This window comes from Campylobacter concisus (assembly GCF_003049705.1).
Classification (GTDB): Bacteria; Campylobacterota; Campylobacteria; order Campylobacterales; family Campylobacteraceae; genus Campylobacter_A; species Campylobacter_A concisus_AR.
Map to the genome: position 1 here is coordinate 277,810 of NZ_PIRF01000002.1, position 13,529 is coordinate 291,338.

Below are 13,529 nucleotides of genomic sequence, written 5' to 3' on the forward strand. Positions count from 1 at the left end.
CTCCTAATTTACTCTTTTTGGCTCTTCTATGACCTCAACATCGATGATCTCGCCATCATCTTTTTTAGTACTTTGTTCGCTAAAATTTTGAAATTTAAACTCCTGATAGCTCTCGTTTTTGGCTGCATTTTTCTTAAACACTAAAGAAAAAACGACTACGGCTATACCAAAAATATCTGTTAAAATTCCTGGCAAAAACAAAAGCATTCCGCCAAAGCTAAGTCCTAACTGGCTAAATAAATTTCCGCCAAGAAAGCTTTTAAACGCCACTTGAGGCGAATTTAAGCTAGAAAATCCAGCATTTAAAAGAAGTGCGATACCCACAAATCCAGAGACCAGCACCTCAAAAAAGTAGTTTAAAAAGCCAAATTTATCAACAAAAAGATAGATAAATATCGCTTCTATCAAAAAAAATAAAAATGCAAAAAATCTCATAAGCTTTCTTTTATCTTTTTAAAGGCTTCATTTGCGTCGATCGTTTCTTTGCTTAAACCATCTCTTGTTATAAACTCAACCTTGCTATTTGCAAATTCTTTACCTACAAGTAACGCATAAGGAAAGCCGATAAGCTCAAAGTCATTCATCTTAACGCCAAATCTCTCGTTTCTATCATCGATAATGACGCTAACGCCAGCTTTTTTAAGGCTCTCATAAAGCTCAAATGCAAATTTTACGCCCTCTTCATCTTTTAAATTTGAAATTATAATCTCGACATCAAACGGTGCGCACTCTTTTTTCCAGATGCAGCCCTTCTCATCGTGGCTAGCCTCTATCATTACGGCTATTAGTCTACTGATGCCGATGCCGTAGCAACCCATCAAAAATGGCTTAGCCTTACCGTTTTCATCAAGATATGTCGCATTCATCGCAGCTGAATATTTATCGCCTAGTTGAAAGATATGACCAACTTCTATACCCTTGCTAAGTTTTAAATTTCCGCCACACTCTGGGCATTTATCACCCTCTTTTACCTTTACAAGGTCTTTAAATCTCTCTTCGTTAAATCCGCTAACACTAACGCCAACGAAGTGGTAATCCTTTTCGTTGGCACCACATATCATATTATTTGCGCCTTTTAGCTCGTTGTCTATGTAAAATTTCACATCTTTTAGCCCAACTGGCCCGCAAAATCCAGCCACAAGCCCAGCTTTTATAATCTCTTCTTCGCTAGCATCGACAAGTTCAAGCGCCTTGCAAGCATTTTGTGCCTTTGTCTCTTGAAGCTCATCATCGCCCCTTACAAAAAAGACCACAATCTCTTCTTTGTCTTCATAAATAGCTTTTTTAATAACAGCTTTTATGCAGTAAAACTCGCTAACTTTAAAAAACTCAGCCACACCTTTTATAGTCTTTGTATCTGGTGTTTTAAATTTAGCCGCGTCAGCCTCTGGCGCTTCAGTATCGGTTGTTCTAGCTTTCCTTCTAGCAGCCTCTATATTTGCAGCGTATTTACAAGCCTCACAGCAAAGGATGTCATCTTCGCCATTACTTGCAAGCACCATAAATTCTTTACTGCCGCTACCACCGATAGCTCCACTATCAGCCTCAACGGCTCTAAAATTTAGCCCCAAACGAGTGAAAATTTTACTATAAGTTGCCTCCATAAGGTCAAACTCACGCTTAAGATCCTCTTTGCTTGAGTGAAAGCTATAAGCATCTTTCATTGTAAATTCTCGTCCTCTTAGCAAGCCAAAGCGTGGTCTTGCTTCGTCACGAAATTTAGTATTTATCTGGTATAAATTTAGTGGTAGCTGCTTGTAGCTAGTCACCTTGCCGCGTACCAAAGCAACGGCTGCCTCTTCATTTGTAGGGCTTATAACAAAGTCATTTTCTTTTCTATCTTTAAAGCGCAAAAGCTCCTTACCAAAGACGTTGTAGCGACCACTTTGCTTCCAAAGCTCGCCTGAAGTAACCACGCTAAAGCTCACCTCTAGCGCTCCAGCCTCATTCATCTCCTCTCGTGCGATACGAGAAATTTTCTCATGCATGATCTTTCCAAGCGGTAGATAGTTATAAAGACCAGAGCCTATCTGCTCGACAAATCCACCTCTTATTAAAAATTTATGACTTGGTAAAGAGGCGTCTTTTGGTGCTTCTTTGGTCGTTGGTGCATAAAATTTACTAAATCTCATCTATATCTCCCACTTGAAAATTTTGCTCTTCTTTTATATCAAATAAAAATCTAACTCCATTTGAAAGCTCGCTAGATCTCTCCTCATCCGCAAGGCTTTTTAGCTTCATCGTTGGCTGATGTAAGAAGGCTTTAAAAACTTGATGAATGAGCTTTTGTGCCTCCTCATAATCACTATGCTTTAAATATCCTTTTTTTATCGCTTTTTCTAGCTCGTTTTTAGCGCAAATTTCAGCTTGTTTGCGGATCGATTTTATTAGTGGCACACTCATATCTTCTTTTAAAATTTTTAAAAATTCGCTTGTGCCTTGACCTACGATCGAATAAGCTTTTTGTGCTTGCTCCTCTCTTAGGGCTAAATTTTTCCTTACTATCTCCTCTAAACTATCGACCGTATAGACGCTAATAAATTCTGTATTTATAAGATCAATATCCCTTGGTACGGCAATATCAAAAAAGTATCTGTGAAATTCTCTCGGTTCGATTATAGCGTTTGTGATGATAGCGTGCGGGGCTGCGGTGCTTGAAAATATTAGATCGTAATTATTTACATACTCTTTTAATTTTAAAATGCTATCCCAGCTAGCGTTGTCACCAAGGCTATCAACTAGCTGCTCAACACGCTCGGAGCTTCTGTTTATAATGATCACCTCTGCGCCACTTGAGATTAGGTGTTTTGCTGCTAGTTCGCCCATTTCGCCAGCTCCTACGACGATAGCGGTTTTGCCTTCAAGCGTACCAAAAATTTCTTTTGCTTTTGCTACGGCGACACTTGAAACGGAGATAGGGTTTTTAGAAATTTGAGTTTCATTTCTAACTTTAGCAGCACATTTACATGCATAGTGGATGATTTTACTGATTTGTTCGCCGCAAGCTGAGCTATCGTAAGCAAATTTAAAAGCATTTTTTAGCTGGCCAACGATCTGCGTTTCGCCGACGACTAGGCTATCAAGCGAGCTTGCCACGGCAAAGAGGTGGTGCACGGCTCCGCTATCTTCATAAATATCAGCCCTCTCATAAAGCTCATCTTCAAAAACACCTGAAAATACAGACATGCATCTAAACGCATGCGTCGTTGCACTTTCTAGATCACTAACGCTTGCAATTATCTCGACGCGGTTGCATGTGTTTAAAACCATACATTCGTTTATACTTTTGTTTGATCTTAGTAGTTTTAAAATTTGCTCTTTTTTCTCATCGCTATCGAATGCAAGCTTTTCTCTGACTGAAATATCAGTATTTTTATATGTAAAACTTATATCTAAATAGTGCATTAAAATTCCCTATCTATCATGCTTTTTATGATCCCTTCAAGCTCGGCGTTTTTATACTCTTTTATCGATTCTATCGCTTCAGTCCCAAGCCTTTTTGCTTCATTCACCGCTTTTTGAAGCGAATTTGTCTTAACAAATTCCTCTTTTAGCCATGAAATTTCACTCGCGTTTAGCTTCTTTGCCCAAAGCGATCTAAGCTTTGCTTGATTAGCCCCATCTAAGCTCTTATAAAGATAAATGTAAGGAAGCGTTGTTTTGCCCTCGACAAAGTCGTTAAGCGCTGGTTTGCCAAGCGTTTTTTCATCTTGAGTGATGTCTAAGATATCATCAACGATCTGAAATGCAAGACCTAAATTTTTGCCATAAATGCCAAATTTATCGCTATCTTTGCCAGCTAGCTTTGCCCCACAAATAGCCGTGGCCTCTATCAAAACAGCTGTTTTATAATAGATCATTTTTAAGTATTCTTGCTCGTTTTCATTAAAATTTTCAGCCATTTTCACATCCATCATCTCACCGATGCTTAGCTTACTGACTGCGTCTGAGATGACAGCTGCGATGCTTGGATCAAATTTTGTAAGCTCAAAATAAGCCTTTGAGTAGAGGATGTCGCCTAGCATGACTGAGTTTTTACTGCCAAAAAGTGCGTTTATGCTTGGCTTGCCACGTCTTATATTTGCCTCGTCTATGACGTCGTCGTGAAGCAAGCTTGCAAGGTGGATGAGCTCGATGATAGCGCAAAGCTTAAGTGAAATTTCACTCTCGCCTGCGATCTTTAAAAGAAGTTTTGAGCGAAGCTTTTTGCCAGAGCTTATCTTTAAAAACATCTCAAACGCCTCTTTGTAGCCAAGCTCGCTTATAAATTTACTCATTATTTCATCGATTTTATCCATTTTTATCCTTCTATTTATCCTCGTGCGGATCTCTAAAACCCACATCCACACGCTTGCTCTCATCTAGCAGCGCCACCCTAAAATGCGCCTTTTTGTCCCTAAAATCAATAAATGATATATAAAGGCTTACGCTCTCATTTGGCGGCATCGTAAAATCAGGCAAAACTCGCTGCATATAGGTGTTTTGTCCTTGTCTTAGCGAAAAGACCATCTGCCTTGGATAGCGCCTAAAAAAGCTTTGCACGGTAATATTTGTGCTATCAAATAGCGTCCAGCGAAAGTCAAACGTTTCAACCCTTTGGGTTCTCTTTTCAGTTATAAAAACTCTAGCCCACTCATCTTTTTTAAGCTCAAATGTATGCACTGAGCTTGGATCAAAATTTGGCTCCTTAGCAAAGACAAGAGCAGCCAACAAAGCAATGAGTGCAAAAATCTTACTCATTTTGGCTTAAAATTTCTCCGCTAAGCTCGATATATAGGTCATTTATTCCGTTATAAACTTTATCTTGCTCTAAGGCTATAAAATTTCTGATCTCGTCCTCACTAACGCCATGCTTTTCGCAAAGCTCACTCATAGCCACAAATTTCTCAAAAATTTTATCTATCTCGTTTTTAACTAAAACGGCATTTGCGTTAAATAAAATGTCATAAAATTTATCCCTCGCACTGCCCTCAAATATATCTATCATCGCTGTTTCTTTGAAAATTTCTTAAGATTATAGCCAATTAAAACTAAGTTAAAAATTTAATATTATCTCCCAAGCCTCGCTGACATTTTTGGCGTTATAAGTCGCAGTTTTGCTCTCCTCGCCAAATCCCCAGCAAACTTGCACATAAGACATATTTGCATTTTTAGCCGCAAGCTCGTCTTTTAGGCTATCTCCAACAAAGATCGCCTTGCTGGCTCCAGTTTTACTAACAGCTAGGTGAAGCATCGCAGGATCAGGCTTTTGCGGTATCTCTTTGCTAGCACCGATGACCTCGTCAAATAGCTCATAAATTTCATTTTTCTTTAAAATTTTCTCTAGCGTTTCGTGCGGTGCATTGCTTGCCAAAACGACCTTATAGTGAGCCTCTCTGCACTTTTGCAAAAGCTCTTTTACACCATCATATGTAGTCGCACACTCATCGTAAAATTTCTTAAATTTCTCTTCAAAGCCCTCTTTTAAACTCTTGCTTGGCGTGTCTATGCCGTAAAACTCAAGGGCCAAATTTCTACCTGGCTCGTTGATCGCTTTTATGATAAATTCCTTATCAAGTGGCGCTAAGCTTAGCTCATCTCTTACTTCATTTACCGTCTTATATATCGCCTCGCCGCTATCGATCACTGTGCCATCCATATCAAAAATAACTACTTTCAATCCTCATCCTTAAATTTATTTTTATGTTTTTCTTTTTTATATGTCTTTTGATTTTTTAGCTTATCAAGTAGATTTGCCACCTTTAAAAGCTCCTCTTTTGAAGCATTTTTGATAAGCAAATTTATAAAATTTTCTAGCGCCTTTGAGTATGGCTGATCAAGATAGACAGCCTCTACTTTTTCCATGATCTTTGCGTTTTTCTCGACTCTTTGGCGAAATTCAGCCTCGTCAAAGTCGTCTCTTTTTAAGCCATTTATCGCTGATTTTGCAAATTTTTCTAGCGCACGAAGATATTTTACACGTTTAAATTTGTCCGTGACTTGGTTCAAATTTTTCCTTTTTTTTGGCAAATTATATCAAAATTTGATTTTATCCCCTAAATGTTGGCTTTGCTAATGTATAATTTACGCCAAAATTACTTAAACAAGGAGCAAAAATGAGGCAAGAAACCGCTGCGATCCACGTAGGCTACGACACAAACGAGGGCTTTGGCACGATGGCTGTGCCTATTTTTCAAAGCACGGCTTACGACTTTGGAAGCGCCGAGACAGCCGCAGCTAGGTTCGATCTAAAGGATGGCGGCCACATCTACACAAGACTTGGCAATCCAACGACAGATATCTTTGAAAAAAGGGTCGCTGCACTTGAGGGTGGAGCCGCTGCGATAGCGACTGCAAGCGGTCAGTCAGCTTTGTTTTACAGCATCATAAATTTAGCCCAAGCAGGCGATAATATCATCATCGCTAAGAAAATTTATGGCGGCACGACGGTGCTTTTTACGCACACACTAAAAAGATTTGGTATAGAGGCCAGAGTCTTTGATAGCGACACAGCTGATGATCTGGAGAGTTTGATAGATGATAAAACGAGGGCTATATTTTTTGAAACGCTTTCAAATCCGCAAATTTCTATCCCAAATATCGAAAAAATCGTAGAAATCGCAAACAAATATGGCATCATCAGCATCACTGATAACACCGTGCCAACGCCTATCATCTTTCAGCCACTTCGCCACGGCGTCGATGTTTGCGTGCATAGCGCTAGCAAATATATGAGCGGTCAGGGCCTTAGCCTAGCAGGTGTCGTTGTAAGCGCAAATCACCTAAACGAGAAGCTAAAAGGCAACAAGAGATATGAGCACTTTAACGTGCCAGACGCGAGCTATCACGACATCGTCTATGCTGATATGACGGATCGTTTTGATATCTACACGCTAAGAATGAGGCTTGCTATCGTGCGCGATATCGGTGCTGTGATCTCTCCGTTTAACTCTTGGCAGCTTATACAAGGGCTTGAAACGCTTGCTGTTAGAGTTGAAAGACACTCGCAAAACGCGCTAAAAGTGGCTAAATTTCTAAACTCTCACAAGCATATAAAAAGTGTGGCTTATCCTGGACTTGCCGACAACGTAGATCACGCAAAGGCACAAAGATACTTTAAAGACGGCATGGCAAATGGGCTATTTTGCTTTGAGACTGATAGCTTCGAGCGCGCAAAAAAGATGCTAGAGCGCGTAAAACTCTTTAAGATCGTGGTAAATATCGGCGATACAAAGTCGCTCATCACACACCCAGCATCAACTACACACCAACAGCTAAGTAGTGAAGAGCTTATAAAAGCTGGCATCACAAAAGAGCTAATAAGAGTTAGCATAGGCCTTGAAAACGCTGAGGATCTGATCGCTGATTTAGCTCAAGCTTTAGAATAAAGAAATTTCTAGCTCATTTTTGGGCTAGAAATTTAAATTTTACTCAAGCTTGCCACATATCCTCTCGCACTCTTTTTGCTTGCCTTATAAATTTTATAACGAAAAAGATGACAAGTAGCGGCACGCTTATATACCAAAAGGCAAAAAAAGCGAGCAGAAAAAACATAAATAAGAGTGTTGCAAAATATACCAAGACCGCAAGGATGATACTAACAAGCATTTTGCCTCCCATTTTGCTAGTGCTTTAGTGATTTTATAAAAAGCAAAATAAAATGAAACTGAACGGATTTGTTTTGGCCTTAAAATTTGAGCTAAGCTGCAAGCGAAGCCAAATTTTTAGTAGGTAACTCTTGCGAGTAAATAGAATTTCAAAAATTTGTAAAAATATAAAATCCCATTTGTGATACTTCTATTCAAAAGGGAGACAAGGGGACTCAAGTTACGGTCTGCTTGCAGTTGCGAGCTTGCGAAGCAAAGCCGTCCCCTTATCCCCCTTTAATCCCTCAATCACCTCGCACATCAGAGGTAGCACACAAAGGTGCTAACGCACCGCATGCTATTAAAAACTCTGGCAAATTTTAAAATTTATGAGCGAGCATATCACGGCTCTAAATTTAGTGCTAAACGAAGTGTAACCTAAATTTAGTAGTCTGCTAAGGCGAGTGAGTAAAGTTTTAAAATTTAAAAAGAGAAATAAAATGTGGCAATTTTTATCAAAAATTTTAATAAGTTAAATACTTAATCGTATCTTGATAAAGCACTTGATTTTCGCATTGTATCAGTAACAGGTCATTTTCTTCAAAGATTGTTGAGCCAGTTGGCTTTTGATACTCGTTTTTACGCTTTATTAGGATTATTAAAAACTCAGTTGGAAGCTCTAGCTGAGCCAAATCTTTGCCAATTAGTTTTGAGCCATAGTGGATGGTATGCTGACGAAGTGTGTAGCTTAAGATCGGAGAGTTTTCTACTGCCTTAACATCCTCTTGCTCACTCTCTTTGACCTTAAATTTATCAGCTGCAAAGCCAAGCGACATGCCCTGTATCAAAATAGAAATCAAAACCATAAAAAATATAATGTTAAAAATCATATCTGCATCACGTACGCCATCGACATAAACATAGGTAGCTAGCACAACTGGCACAACGCCTCTTAGCCCAACCCAGGAGATAAAAATTTGCTCATTTATCTTAAATTTTGAAAATGCAAGCGATGCAAAAACACCAAGTGGCCTTGCAAAAAACATAAGCCACAAGGCCAAAACAAGCGCCATTAGTGCTGTTGCTGGAAGCTCGGAAGGATTTACCAAAAGACCAAGTGTTAAAAAGACAACTATTTGCATCGTCCAAGCGATACCGTCATGAAAACCGACTAAATTTTTCTTATGAGAAAACTCTTTTTTATTTATAAAAATTCCAGCTATATAAACAGCCAAATAGCCATTGCCACCAACCTTAAAGCAAAGCGTGTATAAAAGCAATATCCAAGCGATAGAAAAAACTGGATAAAGGCCCCAACTTTTTAGGCGAAGTCTATTAAAAATGGCTGGCAAAGCAACACCAAATAAATAGCCCATGGCAATACCTATGCCAAACTGCTTAACTAGCGTAATAGCCCACTCAGATACTGTCGGCATGGTATTTAGTGAGATCATTTGAACGATCGTCATAGTTAGAAATATCGCCATTGGATCGTTTGAGCCAGATTCAAGTTCAAGCAATGGCGCAATGCTATTTTTAAGTGAAATTTTCTTAGCTCTTAGTATGGCAAATACCGCTGCTGCATCTGTTGAAGAGATGATAGAACCTAGCAAAAAGGCTTCCGCCCAAGTAAAATCAAGCAGATATTTTGCAACTGGAGCGATGGCTAGCGCGGTTAAGAAAACGCCAAGTGTAGCGAGCGCTAAACCTCTGCCAAAAATAGGCTTAATCGCTGCAAAATCAGTATCTAGCCCACCAGCATAAAGTATAAATATGAGTGCCAGCATGCCGACATTTTGAGCGATCACTTGATCATCAAAATTTACACCGAGCAGCCCATCTGAGCCAGCTAGCATACCAACGCCTAAAAATATTATTAAAGATGGAATTCCAAATTTATCAGAGATCTTACTTAAAAAAATGCTAGTTATAAGCAAAACCGCAAAAAATAGTAGTAAATTCTCCAAACAAACTCCACAAAATTATATTAAATCATGCTTTCAAAAGCTTCAAATTTTTCTTGATTTGAAAGCATTTCAAGCAATACGCCATAATTGTCTTTTATCTCATCTTGAAGCTTAGTAGTAAGCTCTTTAGCGTTTATTCCGTCTTTTGGATAGCTTACTATCAAATCAATTGGCTCAGCGTTTAAAAACTCTTGAATACCTGATAATAGTTCGCTAGCTCCTCTTTCATTTGTTCCATGAAGCACGACTACATAATGCTCATTCTCTCTTACAACAACGTCAGTTTGTCTTAAAAATTTTTCAAAGAGTTCACTATACTCTTTGGTACTTGGCAAAGAAAAATATATTAAAGATAAATTTTTTGCATAATCTTTTACATTTTTATAACGATTTATAAAAGCTATTTCAATATCTATTATTGATAAGATATCATCTGGTGAGAAAATTTTTGCTGCCATTTTTAGCCCTTTTTTGTTTATTATGTTTTATTTAAGTCACTATTATATCTTGTAAATTTTCAAAAACAAAGACATTCATTCCATTTTTATATTCATATCTAAATTTGAGTCCATGAGCATCAAGTATATTGCTAACTATATATAAACCTAGTCCAAAACTTTTTTGCGCATCCTCTCCTTTGATGAATGGTTGGATATAAAAATCAAGATCATTTTTTAGCTTCTCGCCTTGAGTTATAAATTTCATATGATCCTTGCTAACAACGATATTTACATGCTTATCAGTTGAATATTTTATGCCATTGTCTATCATATTTTTTATAGCGACTGAAAATAGCTTGAAATCAACAAGCACCCTAACCTCATCAAGCTCACTGATACCAACACACTCTTTTTCTACCATGGCTATATCGATAGCCTCATCGATGAGATCCCTCATAAAACATGGCGTTTTATTGCTAAGTCCTATTTTTGATGTTATCTGCTCTATCGCTGCAAGTTCGTTTATTAAATTTTCAAGCTTGTGAAAGACAGAGATTAGCCTTTCTTGATTTTTACTTTTTTCTATCATTTGAGCTGCTATTAGGCCTTTTGTGATAGGAGTTTTTAGCTCGTGCATGATATTTCTTAAGAAAAGATGCCTTGAGTCATTAAGCGCCTTGATCTGACAAACTGCCTCATAAAATGCCTCTGAAACTTCAGAAATTTCATCCTTGCCGTTGCCAACATTTTGTACGCCGTCAAGCTCACCATTTGCAAATTTTACGATCTGACGCTTTAGCTTTCTAAGTGGTTTTATCTTATATATGACAAAAATGTAAGCACCTAGCAAAATGACCGCAACCACCAGAAAAACAGCCTTTATCACCTCGTATCTATAAGGCTGAAATTCTTTATCCATTAAAAGCTTTAGCTCGTCTAAATGCTCAATCCTTAAGTAGTGATGCTTGTCATAAAGCAAGATCGCACTTGAGCCTAGATCGCTTGAAATTTCTTCTAAAACGGTCGCTTGTTTTAAAATTTCATCTTTTTTCTTCTCATCTTTGATCTCTGGCATATCGATATTTGAAAGCTGGCGGTCGTACTGAACTTTATTTATGATACCACCCATATAAAACAAATTTGTCCTAGCAACGTTTGAGTATTTGTTATTTAGCTCTCTTGTATAGTTTTGCTTATCAAAGCCCATGAGCCATAAAAAAGCTAGAAATATCGAAACGAGCGCAAGAGCAAAGATAAAAGTTATGGTTATAAAAATAGACGATCTTGGCATCAAAGAACCAATTTATAGCCGATACCGCGGATCGCGTGGATGTATTTTGGCTCTTTTGGATTTTCATTTAATTTTTGGCGAATCCTGCCGATAATGACGTCGATACTTTTGTTTGAGCTATCTTCGTTTATGCTCTCACAATTGTAGATGAGCTCCTCTCTAGTAACCGCTCCACCTTCTTTTAAAAGTAGGTATTTTAAGATGTCGTATTCTGCGGCAGTTAAATTTAGCACGTTTCCTTTAAATAAAATTTCATGTTCAAACTCTTTTAAAACCAAGTCTTTATTTAAATTTCTCGCCTCATTTGCAGGAGTGATACTCTGCCTTCTTAAATGACTTTTGATACGAGCTAAAAGCTCTTGTGGGTCATATGGCTTTGGCAAATAATCATCCGCTCCATTATCAAGAGCATTTACCTTATCCGTTATATCATGTCTTGCACTTGATATGATTATAGGTATATTGTGATTTTTCCTGATCTCTTTACAAACTTCTAATCCATCCATACCAGGCAATGTAAGATCTAGTATCACTAGGTCAAATTTACTTGTATTTAGCGTAGAAAGTCCGATATATGGCTCTTCAGCAGTCACTACTTCAATATCATAGTTTTCTAGATATTCAGTTAAAATTTCAGCAAGCTCCATATCATCTTCTATCATTAAAATTCTAGTCATGATCTTTCCTGTTGTAAATTTATTTTTAAGGATTATAGCAGATTAAGATTTTAAAAATTTAAAAGGGTTAAGAGCTGAAATTTCAGCTCTTAGATGATTATTTTATAACAAGGCCTTGTATGATACCGCCGCGATTTATCCACACTAGTGTCTTTTTGCCTTTTGTATTTTTGATTGTATTTGCAAATGTTTGAAGATCTTTTATGCTCTCTTCGCCAACTTGAACGATCACGTCGCCTCTTTCAAAGCCAAAGTCTTCAGCTTTTGAGCCTGATTTCACATCAGTTACTAGCACGCCTTGAGTATCTGGGCTAATTTTGTATTTATATCTTATCTCATCGCTTAGATTACTAACGCTAAGTCCTTCGATGATAATGCTTTTTGCTATGTCTTTTGAATTGTGATCAGCGTTTGCAAGCTTGATTTTTGCATTCATTATTTTATTTGATCGCTCGTAAGTTATATCAACGCTGCTATTTGGAGTTAGTGAACCGATGAAATTTTTAAGATCATTTGCATTTTTGATAGCTTTATCATTAGCCGATATAACCAAATCGCCTCTTTTTAGTCCAGCTTCATCTGCTGGCATGCCTTGCTCTACGCCACTTATTAAAGCACCTTCTTTATTTGTGTAAAGCTCTTTTTGCTCATCAGTTAAATTTGCAATCGTAACGCCGATAAAGCCACGCTCGATCTTGCCGTCAGTTATCAGCTTTTTAGCGATATCTTTTACCATATTAGATGGGATCGCAAAGCCAATACCGTTGTTGCCGCCACTTTTTGAAAGTATGGCTGAGTTTATTCCGACTAAATATCCTCTGCTATCAACCAAAGCTCCACCTGAATTTCCTGGGTTTATCGAAGCATCTGTTTGGATGAAATTTTCATATTGATTAAGGCCGATATTATCTTTATTTAGACCTGAAATGATACCTTGAGTGATACTTTCACCAACGCCAAATGGATTACCTATCGCAAATACAACATCTGCATCAAGCAGCTTTGATGAGTCCGCAAAAGTGATCGTATTTAGTCCGTTTGCTTCTATCTTTACGACGGCTAGATCGGTTTTTGGATCACTTCCTATTAGCTTTGCTTTATACTCTTTGCCGCCATTTGCAAGAGTTACGACTATTTGATCACTATCTTCTATAACGTGATTATTTGTAACGATATATCCATCATTTGAGATGATAACGCCAGAACCAAGCGAAGTAGTTTTTTCTTTTTCTTTTGGTTTTGCAAAGTTAAATCCAAAAAATTCATTGAAGAAAGGGTCATTAAACATCTGCTCAATACCAGCGTTATTTACCGTTTTTGTAGTTGAGATATTTACAACTGAAAGCTTTGCCTGAGCGATCGAGTCATAATAAGAAAGTACGCTATTTTTATCGCTAAGTGGCGAGACTCTCGTGATATTAGAGTTAGCTTCATTAAATTTAATATCAGCCCCTACTAAAAAAGAAGCTGCTACTAATGAAATTAGCACAATCTTTTTCATTTTTTTCCTTTAAACTAAAAATTTTTGCAAATTATAAATATAGTGAAAAAATAAAATCTTAACACTTTTTCTTGTTATTAAACAAAAA

15 protein-coding genes are annotated in these 13,529 nt (G+C 37.7%); 1 reads left to right on the forward strand and 14 read right to left on the reverse strand.

Annotation, left to right across the window (positions count from 1 at the left end; genetic code table 11):
* Positions 1 to 3: 3 nt before the first annotated feature.
* The 8 genes from CVT05_RS03215 to CVT05_RS03250 are packed head-to-tail and all read right to left on the reverse strand — an operon-like array spanning position 4 to position 5,988.
* Positions 4 to 435 carry an FxsA family protein gene (locus CVT05_RS03215; protein WP_107697816.1) on the reverse strand — a complete coding sequence of 144 codons (432 nt, stop codon included), beginning with the start codon at positions 433 to 435 and terminating at the stop codon, positions 4 to 6.
* Positions 432 to 2,132 (reverse strand): proline--tRNA ligase, encoded by a 1,701-nt coding sequence (locus CVT05_RS03220; RefSeq protein WP_107697817.1) that lies wholly within the window; start codon positions 2,130 to 2,132, stop codon positions 432 to 434. The genes CVT05_RS03215 and CVT05_RS03220 overlap by 4 nt, the downstream gene beginning before the upstream one ends.
* Positions 2,122 to 3,405, reverse strand: coding sequence for a glutamyl-tRNA reductase (hemA, locus tag CVT05_RS03225; protein ID WP_072594950.1), 1,284 nt, complete (start codon positions 3,403 to 3,405; stop codon positions 2,122 to 2,124). Before hemA ends, CVT05_RS03220 begins: the two co-directional genes overlap by 11 nt.
* Positions 3,405 to 4,298, reverse strand: coding sequence for a polyprenyl synthetase family protein (locus CVT05_RS03230; protein ID WP_107697818.1), 894 nt, complete (start codon positions 4,296 to 4,298; stop codon positions 3,405 to 3,407). Before CVT05_RS03230 ends, hemA begins: the two co-directional genes overlap by 1 nt.
* Positions 4,299 to 4,308: 10 nt before the next feature.
* Entirely contained in the window at positions 4,309 to 4,740 is a 432-nt protein-coding gene (locus CVT05_RS03235; protein WP_107697819.1) for a hypothetical protein, read from the reverse strand.
* Positions 4,733 to 4,987 (reverse strand): DUF2018 family protein, encoded by a 255-nt coding sequence (locus CVT05_RS03240; protein ID WP_107697820.1) that lies wholly within the window; start codon positions 4,985 to 4,987, stop codon positions 4,733 to 4,735. Before CVT05_RS03240 ends, CVT05_RS03235 begins: the two co-directional genes overlap by 8 nt.
* A 48-nt stretch (positions 4,988 to 5,035) precedes the next feature.
* Complete coding sequence (locus CVT05_RS03245; RefSeq protein WP_107697821.1) at positions 5,036 to 5,659, reverse strand: HAD family hydrolase; 624 nt, start codon at positions 5,657 to 5,659, stop codon at positions 5,036 to 5,038.
* On the reverse strand, positions 5,656 to 5,988 hold the full coding sequence (locus tag CVT05_RS03250) for a hypothetical protein (protein ID WP_107697822.1): 333 nt from the start codon (positions 5,986 to 5,988) through the stop codon (positions 5,656 to 5,658). Before CVT05_RS03250 ends, CVT05_RS03245 begins: the two co-directional genes overlap by 4 nt.
* Positions 5,989 to 6,095: 107 nt before the next feature.
* Here CVT05_RS03250 and CVT05_RS03255 point away from each other — a divergent pair, with 107 nt between their 5' ends.
* On the forward strand, positions 6,096 to 7,367 hold the full coding sequence (locus CVT05_RS03255) for an O-acetylhomoserine aminocarboxypropyltransferase/cysteine synthase family protein (RefSeq protein ID WP_107697823.1): 1,272 nt from the start codon (positions 6,096 to 6,098) through the stop codon (positions 7,365 to 7,367).
* A gap of 43 nt (positions 7,368 to 7,410) precedes the next feature.
* Here CVT05_RS03255 and CVT05_RS03260 read toward each other — a convergent pair whose 3' ends face one another.
* From CVT05_RS03260 to CVT05_RS03285, 6 genes are all read right to left on the reverse strand, one after another.
* A complete protein-coding gene (locus CVT05_RS03260) occupies positions 7,411 to 7,587 on the reverse strand; it encodes a hypothetical protein (protein WP_199906726.1) in 177 nt (58 codons plus the stop codon).
* 502 nt (positions 7,588 to 8,089) lie between these two features.
* Complete coding sequence (locus CVT05_RS03265; protein WP_107697824.1) at positions 8,090 to 9,532, reverse strand: potassium/proton antiporter; 1,443 nt, start codon at positions 9,530 to 9,532, stop codon at positions 8,090 to 8,092.
* 20 nt (positions 9,533 to 9,552) lie between these two features.
* Entirely contained in the window at positions 9,553 to 9,990 is a 438-nt protein-coding gene (locus tag CVT05_RS03270) for a pyridoxal-5'-phosphate-dependent protein (RefSeq protein ID WP_107697825.1), read from the reverse strand.
* A gap of 31 nt (positions 9,991 to 10,021) precedes the next feature.
* On the reverse strand, positions 10,022 to 11,263 hold the full coding sequence (locus tag CVT05_RS03275; protein ID WP_107697826.1) for an ArsS family sensor histidine kinase: 1,242 nt from the start codon (positions 11,261 to 11,263) through the stop codon (positions 10,022 to 10,024).
* Positions 11,263 to 11,940: a response regulator transcription factor gene (locus tag CVT05_RS03280; RefSeq protein ID WP_103619089.1), complete on the reverse strand. Its 678-nt coding sequence runs from the start codon at positions 11,938 to 11,940 to the stop codon at positions 11,263 to 11,265. The genes CVT05_RS03275 and CVT05_RS03280 overlap by 1 nt, the downstream gene beginning before the upstream one ends.
* A 97-nt stretch (positions 11,941 to 12,037) precedes the next feature.
* Entirely contained in the window at positions 12,038 to 13,441 is a 1,404-nt protein-coding gene (locus CVT05_RS03285; protein ID WP_107697827.1) for a Do family serine endopeptidase, read from the reverse strand.
* Positions 13,442 to 13,529: the final 88 nt, after the last annotated feature.

Bases quoted from the DNA above. Each gene is read 5' to 3' on its own strand.
- CVT05_RS03215 (WP_107697816.1), bottom strand. From the start codon at position 435: ATGAGATTTTTTGCATTTTTATTTTTTTTGATAGAAGCGATATTTATC.
- CVT05_RS03220 (WP_107697817.1), bottom strand. From the start codon at position 2,132: ATGAGATTTAGTAAATTTTATGCACCAACGACCAAAGAAGCACCAAAA.
- hemA (WP_072594950.1), bottom strand. From the start codon at position 3,405: ATGCACTATTTAGATATAAGTTTTACATATAAAAATACTGATATTTCA.
- CVT05_RS03230 (WP_107697818.1), bottom strand. From the start codon at position 4,298: ATGGATAAAATCGATGAAATAATGAGTAAATTTATAAGCGAGCTTGGC.
- CVT05_RS03235 (WP_107697819.1), bottom strand. From the start codon at position 4,740: ATGAGTAAGATTTTTGCACTCATTGCTTTGTTGGCTGCTCTTGTCTTT.
- CVT05_RS03240 (WP_107697820.1), bottom strand. From the start codon at position 4,987: ATGATAGATATATTTGAGGGCAGTGCGAGGGATAAATTTTATGACATT.
- CVT05_RS03255 (WP_107697823.1), top strand. From the start codon at position 6,096: ATGAGGCAAGAAACCGCTGCGATCCACGTAGGCTACGACACAAACGAG.
- CVT05_RS03260 (WP_199906726.1), bottom strand. From the start codon at position 7,587: ATGCTTGTTAGTATCATCCTTGCGGTCTTGGTATATTTTGCAACACTC.
- CVT05_RS03270 (WP_107697825.1), bottom strand. From the start codon at position 9,990: ATGGCAGCAAAAATTTTCTCACCAGATGATATCTTATCAATAATAGAT.
- CVT05_RS03275 (WP_107697826.1), bottom strand. From the start codon at position 11,263: ATGCCAAGATCGTCTATTTTTATAACCATAACTTTTATCTTTGCTCTT.
- CVT05_RS03280 (WP_103619089.1), bottom strand. From the start codon at position 11,940: ATGACTAGAATTTTAATGATAGAAGATGATATGGAGCTTGCTGAAATT.
- CVT05_RS03285 (WP_107697827.1), bottom strand. From the start codon at position 13,441: ATGAAAAAGATTGTGCTAATTTCATTAGTAGCAGCTTCTTTTTTAGTA.